This window comes from Marinobacter panjinensis, from assembly GCF_005298175.1.
GTDB lineage: Bacteria > Pseudomonadota > Gammaproteobacteria > Pseudomonadales > Oleiphilaceae > Marinobacter > Marinobacter panjinensis.
The window spans coordinates 3,103,142-3,121,562 of record NZ_SZYH01000001.1 but is presented as its reverse complement, the minus strand read 5'-3'; the positions used below and the strand labels follow the sequence as shown (position 1 = coordinate 3,121,562).

The following is an 18,421-nucleotide window of genomic DNA, read 5'->3' as shown; positions in this document are numbered from 1 at the left end:
CGTCCCCGCCCTTTATTCCCTGTAGCCGGTCAGTTCCATATAACCCACGCCCTTGTGGGAGCCGGCAACAGACACCGGGCTTTCCCAATAGGGATAGAGCCCGGTGTTCCAGTAGTCGCCGGGCGGCGCTGCGACAGTCAGGTCCACCTTATGCTGAGGAATCGTCAGTCGCCACGCTACGGGCACTCGGCCACGTTGAGATTCATGCCAACGGATCGGTGACAGGGTCAGATCATCGCGATCCAGCGCTTCAAGCTGGCCATCGGCCCCGATCCAGCTGCCAGACGAATAGGCACCGCCGTCTTCCCGCAGGCGAAAGGCCATCAGCTTGTGGCCATCCTCCAGATGCAGCGCGAACCAGTCCCAGCCCTGCTGGCCTGCCTTGAGAAACTGACTGCTCCATTCACGGTCAAACCAGCCCTTGCCGGAAACCTCCAGGGTTCGATCCCCCAGCGTCACCGTCCCCCCGATCTGTAAATCCACCAGGCTGAAATACATGGAGCCCTCACCACTGGCGGACTTGGCGCTGAAGCCTTCGACACCATGGGCTACCACGTCCCTGGTACCCGTCAACTGCAGGTCATAGCTCCAGCCATCCGCTGTCACCTGCAGGCGCCACTTATCCGACCCTGGCACCGCTTCCAGCCGCCAGTCATCCAGCCAAACGCGGAACGGATCTGCCGTGGCGCCAGCATGGCCCACATCACCCCGGGCAAGCTTCTCGGCAAACCCATGCTCCCCCTCAAACGACACCGCACCATGGGCCATCCAGGCCGCCTCAAGGGGCCAGGCCTCCGGATCGGGAGCCTTACTCTCAGCCGGCCGGGGCTGCAGGGACTGACGGAACTGGGTCCATTGCAGCCCCAGTGGTTTGCCGTCCCGGGTTTCCAGGTTGGCAGTCAGGTACCACCATTCAATGCGGTGTTGCGGGTGAGGGCCCCAATCATCGGGGAATACGAGGGGATCGCCGGGCCGGGGCTGCAGAAATCCGGAGTCATCCACCTCCCCGACCTGCTGAGCCAGGCCGGCGAAACCCGTCTCTTTGGATGCATCCGAACAACCTGCGACAGCAGCCGTCAGTAACCATGCGACGAAGGCGAAACGCGCTCTCATGTCTTCACCTGTTTGTCCTTTGCCCGGTGAACCAGCTGCCTGCGCATCAGGTGCGCAACCACCAGGCCAGTGACCGCTGCCACCAGGCCCAGCTCAAGCCAGAACCGGGGATACAGATCCATAGGCAGTGACCAGCCAAAAGCCAAAGGGTTGATTCGACTGACCAGCACCCAGGTCAACCAGATGCCAAGCGGCAGGGCGGCGATGGTGACCGCCAGAGTCAGCGTGACCGACAGGTGCCGGAGCTGGCCAAAGACCTTCCGGGCCGGCAGGCCCCAGATACCCAGCAACTGGAAGTACCAGACCCGCGTTGTGAAAAACACCCAGCCCATAATCAGCAGAGCAACCGCGGCAAGTGCCAGTGTCAGCAGGCTGATGGCGTGGGTGAGCAGGAAGGTCTGGCCGAACACCTGGGAGGCCAGGGCGCGAATGCTGGCGTTATCCCGGACAGTAACGTCAGGCGTATTCCAGACAGCGGCCAACCGTTCCCGGATATCCGTCATGGCCAGCTCGCCCGGATTCACCGAAAAACTTTCGAAATGGGGGCTGAAACCGTCCGGCAAGGCGGCGCCGGACATCAACAGTTCCCCTGCCGGGCGTCCATAGTCCGCGTAGATGGCGATCACATGAGCACTGATTTCGGTGCCTGCGATGACAACGCTCAGGGTGTCACCGACCTCTAGCTGATCACGCCGGGCCAGTTGCTCGTTGACCATCACGCCGCCCTGTTCAAGCTTCTGCCAGGGCCGGTCAATACTGGCCAGCAACGTCCAGTCCAGCACCAGATCGCTGATGGGAGCCAGCGCCAAAAGATCAACGGCAACCGTGCTACCTTCACTGGCCAATCCGTCTGTAATGATCCGTGCCTCGCCACGGATCACCCGATGCCAGGCCCCGATACCTTCAAGCCCTCGTAACGTTGTTGCCGCCAGACCGGCATCCGCTCCACGAGGCACCCCGACATAGAACTCAGCCTCCAGGCGTTGGGACAGCCATTCGTCGAACGTACGTTCGAACGTTGTCACCAGCGCCTGCACCGCCAGCACCGTTGCCATGGCAAACTGCAGTGCCACCACAGGAAGTGCAAGATGTCGGAACATCACCGCCAGTTCCCGGCGTCGCCAGCGTGTAAGAGGATTGTTTCCATCCGAATCGGTCTGATCAGACCGCCTCTCAGCCCATAACGCCAGTAATCCGGGCACCAGCCAACCGCTACCCGCGAACACCAGAGCCGTCCCCACGAAGACCCAGGCCAGGCCCGGAGCAAGGGCAACGCTCGCCAGCCCCACAAGCAGAACCGTGACCGCGATCAATCGTCCCCGGCCTGACACAGCAGCACCCTGCCAGCCCTGGGGCACCACCCAGTCCAGCAGGCAAACCGTCAACACAAGCAGCACCATAACGCCGGCAGCCTGCCAGGGCAGAGATTGCGCGGAACCCGCGTAGAGGGTTACATCAAACAGGCTGTCAAGAGCCTGCCCGAACCCACCACCCAGTGTTCCTGCAAGCTGCGTACCCAACCAGAGCCCGGGCAACACGCAAACACCGGTCAGCACCACCAACTCCGCCGCCAGCAACTGCTTCACCTTCTGGCGGGGCACTCCGAATCGGTACAGCAGGTCAAAGCTTTGTTGGCGCTGGGCGATACCCAGACGATGCACGCTGCGCACCAGCAAGCCGGTGATCAGCAGCACCAACAGGCTCAGGGCGTCCAGGTTGAGCAGAAAGCTGTCCCCCAACTCGCCCGTGGGCGGGCCAAGTGAAAAGTCCCGCAGGGTGTAGCCTTCGGGTAGCTCGACGTTTTCATTGGCGGCCAGCAGGTAAAGCCGGCGGTCGTGACCCTCACGGGACAGCCTCACCGCTTCGCTGATATCCAGAAAAGGAGCACCGTCCAGTTCGCCGGCATCACCGCCTGGAGCGCCCTCGCGAAAACAGCTCATGGCCAGGGGGTCGATACCGATCACCCGACCCTCCGGAGGCGGGCGCTCTATCTCCAGCCAGGGCGCGACACAGACGCCGGCCAGACGCAGCTCGGCAAATTCATCAACACCGATGCGCTGGCCATCCATGCGCACCACATGAACACGGGGTGCCACGGCTTCCTCGCTTTCGAACAGGCTGTTGCGAGCCTGATCGGTCAGCACGGTGACGCCCGTCCAAAGCATGGTGGCCAGCACAATCATCACTGCCAGCGCCGCAAGCTGGAAGGGGTGGCGGCGATAATGGCTGACGAAGGCGCGGACCAGCATCATGGACTACTCACGTCCCATCGGGTCGAGAGCGCTCAGGTCGAGCAGATGATCACAGCGGGCAGCCAGTTCTCTGTCATGGGTGGCGAGTACCAAAGCGCAGCCCGTCGTCCGCTGCATGTCAAACAGACAGTCGGCGACGTCATCGGCGGTATGGCGGTCGAGACTGCCAGTGGGCTCATCCGCCAGTATCAGAGCCGGCGTCATGGCAAACACCATGGCCAGTGCCGCACGCTGGGCCTGACCACCGGAGACCTTATCGGGATAGCGATCGACTTCTGCCCCCACGCCCAGACGTTCCAACCAACCGCGCTCGCCACCGACGGCCTGGCCGGCCAGATGCCCCCGCAGTCGAACATTCTCCAACAGCGACAGCGCCGGCATCAGGTTGGCGTCCTGGAAAACCACGCCAATGGAGCGTCGCCGCAGTTCCGCCCAGCGTGCATCGGCATCGCTGCTGCCAGCCCCGTCAAAGGATTCTCCTGCAACCGTGATGGTTCCCTCATCCGGTATTTCCAGGCCGCACAACAGGTTCAACAGGGTGCTCTTGCCAGACCCGGAGCGCCCGATAACCGCCAGGGACTCACCCGGGCCGACACTCAGCGACAGGTCACTCAGCACGGCCACCCGTTGCTCACCGCTGGTAAACCCTTTGCTCAACCCTTCAACGGCCAGTACCGGCTTCGACATCACACGCTCCGCTGAATAGTGGGTTCGGGCTCCTCACCCCGGCGGTAGGCCCGCCACTCACGAAACTGCTCAAGGTAGGACAGTAACGCCGGAATCACCGCCAGGACCAGCAGCGTAGACAGCCCCAGGCCAAAGGCAATGGAGGTGGCCATGGGAATCAGGAACTGGGCCTGCAGGGAGGTTTCGAACAGTAGGGGCAGCAGGCCACCAATGGTGGTGAGTGAGGTCAGCAATACCGCGCGCACCCGTTGCACCGCCGCTTCGTTAAGGGCATCGGTAATGCCCAGCCCTTTCGTCCGTTGCTGGTTGTAGAAGGCCACGAGAATAATGGCGTTATTCACCACAATGCCGGACAGGCCAAACAGCCCGAACAGGGAAAGAATGGTGAGCTGCAGCCCCATTAACCAGTGGCCGATCAGCGCCCCGACCAGGGCAAACGGAATAATGGCCATTACGATCAATGGCATGCTCCAGGACGCGAACACCCAGGCCAGAACCACATACATCAGCCCCAGGCCGATAATAAGCCCGGTTTTCATGTCGTCCATGGTTTCACGCTGGTCGGCAGCCCGGCCCTCGAAGCTGTATCGCAGGTTGTACTGGCTGGCGAGGGACGGCAGTACATTTTCCTCCAGACTGGCGATGATCTGGTCTGAGGTACTGATGCGGGTATTCAGGGAGGCGGTGACCTCTACCGATAATTCCCCCTCCGCGTGCCGCAGGGCCTGGAAGCCCTGGCGATGGTCCAGATTCATGACCTGTGCCAGTGGCACAAAGCGCCCGTCCGGTATCCGCACGGTCAGCTGTGACAGGGTTGCCATGCTTTCCCGCTGCTCGCGAGGTAACTGTACCCGCACTTCCACTTCGTCCCGCCCATCCTGGTAGATCTGGGCAATCCGGCCGTCGAATGCCGCCCGCAGCTGGCGCCCCAGATCATTGGTGGTCAGTCCCAGCGCCTCACCGTGGGCACTGACCTGATAGATAAGCTGCTCCCGGCCCCAGGGCATGTCGTCTTCGGTATCCAGCACACCGGGCAGGGTACGCAGGGACTCATTGAGGGTTTCAGCCGCCGTCTTGAGGTCGATGGCGTTCTCTCCCGTCAGCCGCACGTTCACATCCTTGCCTGGCGGGCCAGACTGGCGCTCGGAGATGGTGAGATTATCCAGGCCGGCGGGCCGGTTCAGCCGGTCCCGCCAGGCAGTAATGAATTCCGGGTTGCGAATCGTGCGGCGGTCCGATGGCACCAGTTCCACCATGATGGAGCCCAGCTCGTCCCCGGTCCGTGTGGTGCCCTCAGCACCCTGGCTGGTGCCGTGATTGGCGACAGCGTGCAGGATCAGGTCGCCCCCCAGTGCCTGTTCGGTTTCGTTCAGGGCCTGTTGCATCCTGGCGACAAAATCGTCCACCGTTTCGCGGTTGGTGCCGGCCACAAAACTGGCATTGGCGTAGAGCACCGACGGCTCCGGTGTCGGGAAGAAATTGAACCCGAGCCGGCCGCCAACCAGCAGCCCCACTGTCAGCAGGGCCACCGCCAGGGCAGAAGCCAGGGTAAGGCCACGATGCTGCAGGGTGTAGCGGGACACCTGGCGGAAAGGCCCCTCACGGAAACGATCAAAGCCTGACTCAAACCGGTTCCGCACACGCTCCACCGGACCGGCTTGCGACTGCTTGGGTTTGCCGGGGATGAAGGCATGGCGCAGATGAGCCGGCAGCACGATAAAGCATTCCAGCAACGAGGCAATCAGCACGCAGATCATCACCAGGGGAATATCCCCCAGGATATTGCCGATCACACCTCCCACCACCAGCAACGGCATGAAGGCAGCCACGGTGGTCAGCGACGACGCCAGAACCGGCCACACCATGCGTCTGGCGGCCCCCTCGGAGGCATAGATGGATTCTTCCCCCATGCGGGCGTGGGCGTCGGCGTCCTCCCCCACCACAATGGCATCGTCCACGATCACCCCCAGGGCCATGATCAGCGCGAACAGGGAAATCATGTTGATGGAGCCGCCAATACCCCAGAGTACGGCCAATGCCGCCAGAAAGGCGGTGGGAATACCAATGGCCACCCACAGGGCTACCCGGCCCGGCAGGAACAGGTAGAGCAGGATAATGACCAGCACCAGGCCGCCCATGCCGTTCTTGATCAACAGGGAAATGCGGTCATCCAGCAACTGCCAGGTCTCGTCATAGACCTCCAGTTCAACAGAGGGCGGCAGCACCGGCCGGGTATCTGCCAGCCACTCCTCCAGTATGCCGGCCGCTTCCAGGGAGTTACCATCCTCGGCACGCTGAAGCTGGAGTTCCACCGCCGGGTGCCCATCCCGGGTCAGGTTCACCTGACTCTCCCGTGCCTCCTGGCGAATGATGGCAATATCACCGAGACGCAGCTGAATACGCTCACCACTGAGCACCGGAATGGTTTCAAAGGCCTGGGGACTTCGGCGCTGCTCTACCGACCGCAGCTCCCGGGTGGCGTCCTGCTGCCCCATCATGCCGGCAGGCAGATCCCGGGAGATGGACCCTACACGCTCGGCAATCTGGTCCAGGGACAAGCCCAGGGCTTCCAGGCGCTCCACCGGCACATCGATGCTGATCTGTTGCTCCGGCAGACCGCGAATGGATACCCGGTCGATACCCCGTGACAGCAGCTCATCTTCATATCGGTAGGCCAGCTGACGCAGCTCAGTCCGATCCATATCACCGTACACCAGCAACCGGCCAACAGGTTCGTATCGTTCAAAGCGGGTTACCTGGGGTTCTTCCGCTTCAGCAGGCAGGTTAGTGAACTCATCCACTTGCTGGCGAACGTCATCCAGGGCCTGGATGGGGTTGGTGTTCTCGGTAAATTCCAGAGTGATGGATGACACCCCCTGGGCGGAGGTTGAGGTCATTTTCTTCAGGCCCTGAACACTGCGTAAGCGCTGTTCCAGGGGATTGGTGATGCCCTGCTCGACGTCCTCGGCGGAGGCACCACTCCACACCACCCGGACGCTCACAATATCAAGGGCAAAATTGGGAAAGAACTGGATGTTCATCCGGCTCAGCGCCAGGGTGCCCCCAAGCAGCATAACCAGCATGACCAGGTTGGCCGCGACCCGGTGGTGAACAAAGAAACCGATCACACCGCGGCGGCGCCTCATTCGCCCGCCTCCTGCGCGCCGCCCGCAAGCTCCACTTTCAGGCCCGTCATGGCATTGGGGAGATGGGTGGTAATCAGGGAGTTGCCGGCGTCCAGCCCCTCAGCCGACACCAGCACATGACGCTCACCGTTCGAACCTCTGGCCTCCCCCAGGCGTTTCACCGTGACGCGCTGCATACGGGAGCCATTGGTCATCCGGTACACACTGTCACTGCCATAGAGGGCACTGTAGGGGATGGCAATGGCGTCCTGCCTCGGCGGCCGTTCCAGCGTGACCGGGAGCAACCCACCCGGGCGCAGGCCACCGGCCTCGCCGCTCAATACCAGTATCGCCTCGGTGCCCGCAGGATCACTGGTACCGGCGAAACGGGACAGGACAAAACGATGCTGGCCATTTTCGGTTTCCGCTTGCAGTTCCTCACCGGCGTCCAGGGCATCCAGCAACTCCTGCCGGAATACATCCGGCACCCTGGCCCTCAGTTCCAGCCCCTGGTCCGGGTAGAAGGAAAGCAGCCTGGCGTTTTGCGAAATGCGGTCACCCTCGGCCACCTGAATATCCGTCACAATACCGTCGAAAGGAGCAGTCACTGTCGCTCTCCCGGCGTCCCGGCGCGCGGCAGCCAATGCGGCCTGGGCCCGGGCAAGCCTGGCATCCAGGCTTTGCAGCCGCGAGGGGTGCTCGTCCACCGCCCGCTGCCGGGCGGTAACCGTGAGGCGGGCCCGTGCCAGGGCATCCGAGGCGGCTTCCAGGTCTTCCTGAGAGGACAGGTTGCGGCTAACCAGGGACTGTGTTCGCTCAAACTGGCGTTTGGCGTTGCTCAGAATGGCTTTCTCCCCCTCCAGCGCCTCGCGGTCATTGGCATGACGCACCTGTTCCGAGGCCAGCTGGGCCTGGAGATCTTTTACATCTGCCTCTGCCTGGGCAACCAGCGGCCTGACATCCGCTTCATCCAGAGCGACCAATAGCTCTCCCTCCGCCACGCGCTGCCCCTCCCGCACCGGCCGGCTTCCAATTCGCCCTGCCAGGGGCGCGACAATGGTTACCTGTTCCGGCGCCATAAGCTGACCATAGAGGGGCAGCACGGGTGTGTGGGTACCGGGCTCCACGGTCATCACTTCAACCAGCCAGCTACGCTCCCGGGCGCTGGCCGTTTCCGGCTCTGGCCGGGTAGCTTTGAGCAGAACGAAGCCGGCAATACCGATGGCAAGTATAAGCAGGGGAATAAAACGTTTTTTCATGGTTCTCTGGCCAATCACGGTGTGTAAGCCTCGAAGAAATCAGGCTACTTACTATACAGCCCCAACCCGGTTTTGGATCCGGATCCGGCATGGTGCGTCAATATAGCGCATGTGGGATCTTTGTCAGGAACACTTAGACTTTAGTCTCGGGCATCATCACTTTTTGTCGGAAATCTGATCTAATTCACACTTCTGAGGTATGCTCACTTTATCTACACATTCCAGGGTTCGGAATCAGCCCCTTCCCGGCCGCTACAGATCTCGCGCATGGACAGCTACAAAGACCCCCTGAAAGAACTGGCGCGGCCTTACCGCAAGGCGGTACTGAAGGCATTGCTGGTGCTGTGCGTCATTGGCGCCACACTGTTCTCGGCCATGAATCTCATGAGAGGCAGTTATCCGCTGGCCTTTGTGGAAATCGCAATGGGCATCTATTCCATCATCGTTTACCGGGCGATCCGCAACACCCGGCACCTGGAACGCTGGATCATTGCCTATCTGATTCCATTCTTCACCGCAATGGTGTTCGCAATGGCGACCCCGCGGGCCACTTCTGCTGTCCACGCCTGGGTGCTGCTGATACCAATTATCTCGCACCTGCTGATGGGGCGTCGTCTCGGGCTCGCCGTTTCCGTTTTCTACATGGGAATAGCCGCAGTGATTTTCGTGTACAGGCATCTGGATCAGCCCGACATGATGCAGGCTCTTCCGATTACCAACATCGCAGTTATCTCCCTGTGTATTCTGGTGTTTTCACATGTCTACGAAGTTACCCGTGAAACCTCCGAGCGCCAGCTCATGAAACTCGCCCAGACCGACCCGCTAACCGGTCTTGCCAACCGGGCCCGGCTCAGCGATGTTTTTGAGCAGGAGAAACAACGGGCGCGGCGATACAGCTCTCCGGTGTCTGTCCTGATTCTCGACCTGGATCACTTCAAGGACGTTAACGACAACCATGGCCACGAAACCGGTGACCTGACGCTGCAACACGTTGCGCGTATTTTCCGGGAATGCCTGCGCGCCACCGATGTGGCCGCGCGCCTGGGGGGCGAGGAATTCGGCATTCTGCTCAGCAACACCAACAGCCGGCAGGCTATGGAAGTGGCTGAAAAAATCCGCATAGCCGTGGCGTCCACCCCCCTGACCGTCGCCAACAATGTGATTCGAGTGACGCTCAGCGGCGGTGTTGCTGAACTTGGCACCGATGGCGACACCCTGCGGGAGCTGGTCCGCGAGGCAGATATCCGCCTTTACAAGGCCAAGGAGGACGGGCGTAACCGGATAATCCCCGCGCTTTCCCCTTCAACCGCCACAGCCAATACCTGATCAGACCCAACGGCAACGAGCCAGAGTGTAGTAAAGCAATGGCACCACAACGACCGTCAGCAAGGTGGACATGGCCAGACCAAAGATCAGGGATATCGCCAGACCATTGAATATCGGATCGTTGAGGATGAAGTAGGCTCCCACCATCGCTGAAATGGCGGTCAGAGCAATGGGTTTTATCCGCACCGCCCCGGCCAGTACCACGGCCTCGTCCAGCTCCACGCCCTCGTCAATCAGCTGGCGGATAAACACCACCAGCAGGATGGAATTGCGCACGATGATGCCGGCGAGGGCGATCATTCCAATCATGCTGGTTGCGGTAAACTCACGCCCCAGCAGGGCATGGCCGGGCATGATCCCGATCAGCGTCAGCGGAATGGGCGCCATGATCACCAGCGGCAGAACGTAGGACCGGAACTGCGCTACCAGCAGCACGAAAATCATGAATATGCCCACACTGTAGGCGGTGCCCATGTCCCGGAAGGTTTCGTAGGTAATCTGCCACTCGCCGTCCCATTTCAGGGTGCCTTTTTCCGGCAGTGGTGGTTGATCGATAAAGTACTGCTCCGGGGCACCCTCCTGCTGTTTCAGGCGGTCCACCATGGCAAACATGCCGTACAAGGGTGAGTCGGTCTCTCCCGCCATGTCCGCCGTGACGTAGGTCACCGGCAGCAAATCCTTGTGATAGATGGCTCCCATCCAGTCCGCTTCCCGAACCTCGGCGATACTTGCCAGCGGAACCAGGTTACCGGCACGGCTGCGCACATTCAGCGACAGCAGCACCGAGGGCTGAGCCTTATCCCCTTCCCCCAGAATTACCCGGATGGGCACGGGATACTTGGCGTGGTCATCGTGCAGGAAGCTGACGCTGGTTCCGCCGAGGGCCGTCTGCAAGGCTCCGACCACCTGGGCCTGCGAAACCCCGAGCCGTGCTGCGCGATCCCGGTCCACCACGACTTCCCACTGCTTCGTCGGCGCCTCCAGGGTGGTGTCTATATCCACCAGCCCGTCAATCTCTGTCATACCCTCTGCCACCAGGCGCGCCAGCTCTGCCCGACGGGATTCATCCACGGCGTAGATCTCGGCCACCACCGGAGACAACACCGGCGGCCCCGGCGGCACCTCCACAATCTTCACGCTGGCACCGTACCTGTCACCAATCTCCGTAAGCGGCGCCCGCAGGGACTGGGCGATGTCGTGGGATTGGCGGTCCCGGTTGTCCTCGTGGCTCAGATTGATCTGGATATCCCCCTGATAGGGGTCGCTGCGCAGATAATACTGGCGTACCAGGCCGTTAAAATTGATAGGGGCGGCCGTGCCGGCGTAAGTCTGCCAGTTCGCCACTTCCCCGATCGTTTCCAGATAGCTGCCCATTTCCATCAGCACCCGCTGGGTCTGCTCCATCGGCGTGCGCTCCGGCATGTCCACGACCACCTGCAGCTCCGACTTGTTGTCGAATGGCAGCATTTTCAGAATAACCGCCAGGAACACCGGCAATGACGCAGCCGCAATGGTCAGTCCGACCACGCCCAGCCCAAGCAGGCGACGGCGCCAGGGATGATCACCGAGGAACGGGGCCAGCACCGTGCGGAAGATGCGCAGGGACAGCGGGCTGACACCATCGGCAGAACTGGACGCCTCATCCGCTTCTGCGGCCAGCTCCCCCTTCTTGTGTTTCAGCAACCGGAACGCCAGCCAGGGCGCGACGACAAAAGCCACAATCTGGGACAGCACCATACCCGCCGAGGCATTGATCGGAATCGGGCTCATGTAGGGCCCCATCAGACCACTGACAAACGCCATCGGAATCAGCGCTGCCATGATGGTCAGGCTCGCCATAATGGTGGGCGTTCCGACCTCGTCTACCGCCACCGGAATGATGTCCTTCACCGGCCACCGGGAGTTCTGGATCCGGCGGTTGATGTTCTCGGTGATCACGATGCCGTCATCCACCAATATGCCGATGGAGAAAATCAGCGCAAACAGCGATACCCGGTTGAGGGTAAAACCCCAGGCCCAGGAAAACACCAGGGTCAGCAACAGGGTAATCAGAACGGCCAGCCCGACAATGAGGGCCTGGCGCCAGCCCATGGCTAGCAATACCAGCAGCACCACGCACAGGGTGGCGGAAATAAGATCGGTAATCAGCTTGCGGGCTTTCTGGGAGGCTGTGGCACCGTAGTCACGGGTAACCAGCACCTCCACACCCACTGGCAAAGCCCGATTGCGCAACCGCTCCAACCGTTCTTCAATGGCGGTAGTGATATTGACGGCGTTTTCACCGGGTTTCTTGGCGATAGCCAGGGTGACTGCGGGATACACGTCGCCGGGCTGGCCTGCTTTCCCGGCCTCTTGTGCCGGCCCGAAGCCAGTCATCACGCTCTGGTCGGCCACGGTGCCGCCGCGGCTGATGTCAGCTACATCCTCCAGGTACACCGCCGAGCCATTGTGCATGCCCACCACCAGACGACGAACATCCTCTACCGATTTCAGCAGCGTGCCGGCCTGAACCGGAATGGACAGGTTATCCCGGGTAATCCGGGCCTCCTGACTGCTGGTGTTGGCAGCGGCCAGCGCGTTACGCAAATCGTCGATGGTCAGGTTGAAGCCGGCCAGCAACGCCGGGTCAAAACGGATATCGACCCGGTCAGGAATACCCCCGGTCGTGTAAACATCCCGCGTACCCGGAACCCGCTTCAACGCCACTTCCAGCATATGAGCCAGGCGGGTAAGCTCCTCACCCGTGTGTCCGTTAACCGGATCGTAGAGCGTCAGGGTCATCACCGGAACATCATCAATCCCCTTGGGTTTGATGACCGGCTGGGTCGCACCCAGGTTGGCTGGCAACCAGTCCTGGTTGGAATAGACCTGGTTGTACAACCGCACCAACGCTTCCTGGCGCGGAATGCCCACTTCGAACTGAACGGTGATGACCGCCTGGCCCTGTCGCGACACCGAGTAGACATGCTCCACGCCCTGGATTTCGCTCATTACCTGTTCGGCCGGCGTGGCTATGGCGCTTTCCACTTCGCGGGTGCTGGCGCCGGGAAACGCGACCATGATGTCTGCCATGGTGACGTCAATCTGGGGTTCTTCCTCTTTCGGAGTGACCACCACGACGAGAATGCCCAGAATAATGGCCAGAATGGCAAGCAACGGGGTGAGGTGGTTGTTCTGGAATACCCGGGCAATGGCACCGGATGGCCCCACGGGCGGCAGTTCCCGGCTCACGGGTTCGCCTCCGCGTCCGGCTCGGTGACAAGATTCAGTCGTTCACTGCCAACCAGCTCCGACGGGTTGGTAACCACCCGCTCGCCCTCACTGAGCCCTGCCAGAATCTCAAGCCGGCCGTTGTCCCTTACCCCGGTACGCACCTGACGCAGCCGCGGTCGGTCCTGGTCATCCAGCACAAACACCGCCCTGAGTTCGCTGCGATGGATCAGGCTGCTGGCCGGCACCCATAGCGCCTCACGGCTCGCAACCGGCACGCCGACTTTCACCAGCATGCCGGGAAACAGGGAGCCATTGGGTTCGTTCAAACGCATTCGCAGCCGAAACGTATGGGTTTGCGGATTGGCGTAGGGGTAGAACGTCATTTCGCCGGTTTCCAACACCCGACCGTCGGTAAGGGTAACCATGGCCTGGCGCTCGGTGCGTGCCAGTTCCGTATACTTCTGTGGCAGCTCAACCACGACCCGGAGCTGTTCCAGGGACAGCCCGCTGAGCAGCGGTTGACCAGGGTTTACGGACTCGCCCAGCTCCACATGGCGCTCGGTGAGGATGCCGCCATAGGGCGCCACCACACGGGTATAGGACAGCTGCTCCTGTGCTTCGGAAACCGCGGCGCTGGCACGCTCCACCCTGGCCCGGGCGGCGGCCAGATTGTTGCGGGCCTGATCAAATTCCTGGCGGGACACCAGTCCCCTTTCATGGACGGCTTCAATGCGCTCGAATTGTTGCCGCGCATCCGCGAGCGCCGCTTCCGCCTCTTCCAGCCCGGCCTGGGCCTGGCGCAAGCGGGAACGCTGCTCGCTGTCCTCCAGCTGGACGATCACATCCCCGGCGGCAACCGAGTCATCGACATCAAAAGGCAGGCTCTGGACTGTGCCACTGGTCTGGGCAGAGACGGTGCTCTGCTGGACAGCTTCGATAACGCCGTCCAGGTGAATGGTTTCATGAAAAGTAAGGCGCTCGACGGCCTCAAAGGCAGGTTGCGCAGCTGCCAGTGCAGGCACCATGAGCAGCAGAGTGGTAAAAAGGCGACCGAGATGACACATGCCAACCTCTCAGTAAGGTTATAAGGTTATTCCTTTGATTGATGAAAGTTTAACAGGTGGGTAAGTGTCTTACATTGAGCCCGGACAAAAAAAGCCCCGGGTGAAGGAGTTGGTTCCACCCGGGGCGCAATGTCACCCGCCCGCTATGAGAAGCGGGTAACCGCCATTTGAGGACTTACCACCTGGCCGTCAGTGCGACACGAAGGGTTCTCCCGGGCTCATTCACCCTTACGGCTTCCGGGTTGAATGGATCGGTATTGGCCCGGCTGACATGGGGCGCCCAGGTGTTATCGAACAGGTTATCGACGGCCCAGCTAACGCTGAGGTCGTCCACCAGCGGGTGGCTGCCGGAGAGGTTGAAAACGCCGTAGCCGGGTGAGGTGCCGGCATCCTGGCCGGACTGGGGGTCGATGCGGTCCTGGCGGCGGGCCAGCACCCACTCCGCCTCAATGGCATGGCCCATGCGCTGCCAGCCGAGGGTCTGGAGGAACTGTACCGGCGGAATCTGTGGCAGAGACTTGTTGTCATCCCGGTTTTCGCCGCGGACGGACGCCAGGCTGCTATTGGTGCTCCAGGTGCCATTGCTCCAGCCCAGCTGCGCTTCCACACCCAGCAGGCGGGCATCGATGTTGCGGTAAACGCTGACCTGATCCTGGTTGCGGGTGCGAAGGACAAAATCATCGACCTGATCCACCCACACCGCAGGGCGCCAGTGCCAGCCGTTGCTCCGGCCCGGCAAAGCCAGTTCAAGTTTGTGGTGCTTCTCGGTATCCAGAGCGGGATTGCCAACCCAACGCCGGGAAGGGTCCATGTTGTTCCAACTGGCAATATAACGCTCGGTCACCCCCGGGCTCCGGACACTGTGGCTCGCCGTAACCACCATCGACTGGATGGGTGAGAGGCGCCAGTCACTGCTGATAAAACCACTGACATTATCATCGGCAACGTCGGTGCTGGTGGTGCCGTAGATACTCTGGTAGGCATCCGCCGCTGACATGGCCATCATGCCGCTGCCGAAAACTTTGCCAGAGGCAGCAGCGGACATTTCGACACGATCATAACGGACACCCCCGCCGAGCTTGAGCGCCGGTGTTACGCGGTAAAACCTTTCGGCAAAGACTCCGAAGCGGTCCCGGTCCACATCGGGCCAGAGAACCGAGGTAAGGCTATCAAGACTGGCGCCGCCGAAGCGCTCCGCGTGCCAGTTGTTGGTTTCAACATCGGCACCAATGGCCCAGTCGGTTCTGGCATCGGGGCTCTGGTCCAGGGTCAGCCGCAGGCCTCGGGTTTCAGTCTCGGAAGCAGTGAGCATTTTCATGGTGGCTTCACGGAGACTGAAGTTGTCCATGATGTGATCCACATCCGCCTGCCAGGCGAGCAGGTTCCAGTCCCCGTTGCCCACCGGTGCGCCCAGTTCCAGGCGCAGGATGTCTGTATCCGTTTTAGGCGCGTCCATGCCGGAACCGGCGTATTTCACGTCCCGCTCCTCCTGACGACTCACCAGCCCCTTGATATAGAAACCGTTGTCCGCTTTCCACGCCGCATCAACCCTAGCTTCAGCGTTTTTGTAAGCAGTGCGAACCTCATTGCCGTCACCATCCTCGTAATCGTCAGCCTCGTCGTAACCGCCCGCCAGCCTTAGCCAGGCACTCTTGTTGCCAACAGCGGCGCTGCCGTTGATCAGTTTGGCATTGCCGTTGTCTGAGCCGCCCACAGTCAGGTGGCCCGTTGTAGCAGCGCCATTGAAAGATGGTTCGGCGGTGGTTGCGATCACCTGCCCTCCAGTAATGGGCCCCCAGCGCAGGGTCTGATTGCTGGTACGGACCTCCAGTAACGGTGCCAGCGCTGCACTCAGGCGACTGGTTGGCGGGTCCATGCGATTGGGGCAGGCCCCTTCCACCCGTATGCCATCCAGAAGCACATCCACACGCTCCTGGCCCTGGCCTCGGACCACCGGATCCAGGCCCCGGCCACCCATGCGGGAGAGAGACACCGAAGGGCCACCGGAGAGGCGCTGCACAGGCTCGGGCGACACCGCCGCCTGGTTCAACCGGGCCATTTCCGCCGAACGGCCCTCAGTAACCCGGATCAACAGCTGGTCCGCTGATTCGGTTTCTGCCTGAACCAACGGGGTGATGGCACAACCGGCCAGGCTCAGGCCGATACAACGAGCCAGGTGTCTGATTACCATTAGGAAGGGGTCCTTATTGATGCACGAGTGGCTAGACAGATTTTCTGGATAGGCGGAAGTGTAAGGGGCCAGGCCGATCATGGCTTGAGACACAATGTCGCACCCCTTTAGGGGTATTTCGTGTACATCTAAAAATCCTTTTTTAAGCAGCCGCCGTTTTACGGCGCTCAATACGCGTATCCCGAGGGTTTACCCCATATGACTGCAAAACTTGATGAAAAGCTGGAACCCATCTTCCAGGACTTCCTGCACCGCAACCCTGCTGATTGATCCCGGCCGATGGGGCACCAGCAGCCCGGAACTGGTCTGTTACTTCCCCGATTGACCCCCGGCAATCAGGCACCCAATTTCCCACCATTTACCGGCCTCTGCTGCTAGAATCCCGTCCATGGAATGGCTCACCCACTCTCAGACCGGTTTTCAACAGTCCGCCCGCTACCTGCTGGGGATGCGGCTGACGCTTGTCGTGCTTCAGCTGATCGCAATCGGCGTTGCAGAGGCCATGGTAACTCTGGCGCACCAGACCGAAGCCCTGATCCTGTGCCTGGTATATGCCGTTGTGGCTACACTGGGCTGGCTCTGGTTTACCCGACGGCCGCCTCGTTCCACGGCGACGGTCAGCCTGGTTCTGACCATCGACCTGCTGCTGATCGGCGCCTGGCTTTACTTCACCGGCGGCTATACCAACCCGCTGGTTTCGCTACTGCTGCTGCCCATTGCCGTTGCCATTATCCTGGTGCCACTGAGCCATAGCATCGCGGTAACCGTTGCCGGCGTGGCGGTCTATACCTCCCTGGTGGTCTGGCATACGCCGCTTACCCACGAACACCACAGCGCCAATCTGGCGCAGTTGCACCTGGTGGGCATGTGGGTAACTTTTGCCATTACTGCCGCCATTCTGCTTCTCGTCGTTGGCGCACTTGCCCGCCGCCTGCGACAGCAACAGTCACTGCTGGCACAGGTACGGGAAACCCGTCTGCGGGATGAGCAGGTCATTGCTCTGGGGCTTTCCGCTGCCGCCGTAGCCCACCGCCTGGGTACACCGCTGAACACCATGACTCTGCTGGTGGATGAGATGAAGGCCGCAGTGCCGGACAACGACCTTATTGCGGATGACCTGGCGCTGATGGAACAGCAACTGGGGCTCTGCAGCGGCCACCTGCAACAACTTTCCTCGGCAGCCATGCAGGCAAGAACCGCGCAACTGGAGATCCTGACCGCCCATGACTGGATGATGCGGCTGCGGGAGTCCGCCACCCTGCTCTGGCCCGGCGCAACCATTGAATGGCAACAGCCGTTTCCCGACTGCCTGGTGGCCGTGGATGCCACGCTTGATCAGGCCGTCCTGAACCTGCTCGCCAACGCCGTGACCGCCAGCCCGTCCTGGGTCGCGATTAGCGCCCGCGAGGCAGGCGGGGGACGGCTGGAAGTGATTGTTGAAGACCGTGGTGACGGGCTGGAGTCAGCCCTTGAGGGCGCCCTGGGCGAGCAGGTTGTGAGCTCGGAAAATGGCCTGGGGGTTGGCCTGTTCCTGTCCAACGCCACCATCCAGCGGCTCGGGGGCACGTTGAAAGCCCGGGTAACGGCACAGGGAACCACCATGATTATTGACCTGCCGATGGCAACCGGTCACAACGGCCAGAAAGAGGGCGGCGCGTGAGCGACAACCGGACATGGCTTCTTGTTGATGACGATGATGCCTTTCTGCAGGTTCTTCAGCGTTCGCTGAGCCGCCAGGGCATAGAATCGCGACTGGCAAGGAGCCATCAGGAAGCCAGAGAGGCGCTGACAACCGGCGACGTTCACCGCTGCGTTCTGGATCTGAACCTCGCCGGAGAAAGCGGCCTGCAGCTATTGCCGGACCTTCTGGAGATAAGGCCGGATCTGGACATCCTCGTTCTGACCGGTTACGGCAGCATCGCTACAGCGGTCGAGGCCATGAGGCGGGGCGCAGTGAACTACCTGTGTAAACCGGTGACGCTCAATCAGCTGCTTGCGGGTTTCGAGCCGCTGGATGCCCCGCCGAATCTCCGCAACGAGCCGCCCTCGGTGGAAGAAATGGAATGGGAACACATTCAGCGGATACTCAACGACAACGAAGGCAACGTGTCAGCCACTGCCCGGGCCCTGAACATGCATCGCCGCACCCTGCAGCGAAAATTGCAGAAACATTCCCGCTGGCGAAACTAGC

Annotated in this window: 11 protein-coding genes; 3 read left to right on the top strand and 8 right to left on the bottom strand. The window is 61.3% G+C overall.

The window, feature by feature from the left end; all coding sequences use genetic code 11:
• Positions 1–12 precede the first annotated feature (12 nt).
• Genes FDP08_RS14275 through FDP08_RS14255 form a run of 5 tightly spaced genes read right to left on the bottom strand, consistent with a single transcriptional unit; the run spans position 13 to position 8,436 of the window.
• Positions 13–1,113, bottom strand: a complete 1,101-nt coding sequence (locus FDP08_RS14275; protein WP_137436792.1) for a lipocalin-like domain-containing protein — start codon at positions 1,111–1,113, stop codon at positions 13–15.
• Positions 1,110–3,365: an ABC transporter permease gene (locus tag FDP08_RS14270; RefSeq protein ID WP_228263316.1), complete on the bottom strand. Its 2,256-nt coding sequence runs from the start codon at positions 3,363–3,365 to the stop codon at positions 1,110–1,112. The genes FDP08_RS14275 and FDP08_RS14270 overlap by 4 nt, the downstream gene beginning before the upstream one ends.
• A 3-nt stretch (positions 3,366–3,368) precedes the next feature.
• On the bottom strand, positions 3,369–4,052 hold the full coding sequence (locus FDP08_RS14265; RefSeq protein ID WP_137436791.1) for an ABC transporter ATP-binding protein: 684 nt from the start codon (positions 4,050–4,052) through the stop codon (positions 3,369–3,371).
• The gene (locus tag FDP08_RS14260; RefSeq protein ID WP_137436790.1) at positions 4,052–7,198 is read right to left on the bottom strand and encodes an efflux RND transporter permease subunit; all 3,147 of its coding nucleotides are present in this window, start codon (positions 7,196–7,198) and stop codon (positions 4,052–4,054) included. Before FDP08_RS14260 ends, FDP08_RS14265 begins: the two co-directional genes overlap by 1 nt.
• The gene (locus tag FDP08_RS14255) at positions 7,195–8,436 is read right to left on the bottom strand and encodes an efflux RND transporter periplasmic adaptor subunit (RefSeq protein ID WP_137436789.1); all 1,242 of its coding nucleotides are present in this window, start codon (positions 8,434–8,436) and stop codon (positions 7,195–7,197) included. Before FDP08_RS14255 ends, FDP08_RS14260 begins: the two co-directional genes overlap by 4 nt.
• 267 nt (positions 8,437–8,703) lie before the next feature.
• On the opposite strand from FDP08_RS14255, the gene FDP08_RS14250 reads away from it, so the two are divergent.
• Entirely contained in the window at positions 8,704–9,762 is a 1,059-nt protein-coding gene (locus FDP08_RS14250; protein WP_137436788.1) for a GGDEF domain-containing protein, read from the top strand.
• On the opposite strand, the gene FDP08_RS14245 is transcribed toward FDP08_RS14250, so the two are convergent.
• From FDP08_RS14245 to FDP08_RS14235, 3 genes are all read right to left on the bottom strand, one after another.
• Positions 9,763–12,993, bottom strand: coding sequence for an efflux RND transporter permease subunit (locus tag FDP08_RS14245; protein WP_137436787.1), 3,231 nt, complete (start codon positions 12,991–12,993; stop codon positions 9,763–9,765).
• Complete coding sequence (locus tag FDP08_RS14240) at positions 12,990–14,039, bottom strand: efflux RND transporter periplasmic adaptor subunit (protein ID WP_137436786.1); 1,050 nt, start codon at positions 14,037–14,039, stop codon at positions 12,990–12,992. Before FDP08_RS14240 ends, FDP08_RS14245 begins: the two co-directional genes overlap by 4 nt.
• A gap of 175 nt (positions 14,040–14,214) precedes the next feature.
• The gene (locus FDP08_RS14235) at positions 14,215–16,230 is read right to left on the bottom strand and encodes a TonB-dependent receptor domain-containing protein (protein ID WP_228263315.1); all 2,016 of its coding nucleotides are present in this window, start codon (positions 16,228–16,230) and stop codon (positions 14,215–14,217) included.
• A 388-nt stretch (positions 16,231–16,618) separates the two neighbouring features.
• Between FDP08_RS14235 and FDP08_RS14230 the strand changes: the two genes are divergently transcribed.
• Entirely contained in the window at positions 16,619–17,890 is a 1,272-nt protein-coding gene (locus FDP08_RS14230) for a sensor histidine kinase (protein ID WP_137436785.1), read from the top strand.
• The gene (locus tag FDP08_RS14225; RefSeq protein ID WP_137436784.1) at positions 17,887–18,420 is read left to right on the top strand and encodes a response regulator transcription factor; all 534 of its coding nucleotides are present in this window, start codon (positions 17,887–17,889) and stop codon (positions 18,418–18,420) included. Before FDP08_RS14230 ends, FDP08_RS14225 begins: the two co-directional genes overlap by 4 nt.
• The last annotated feature ends 1 nt before the right edge of the window (position 18,421 follow it).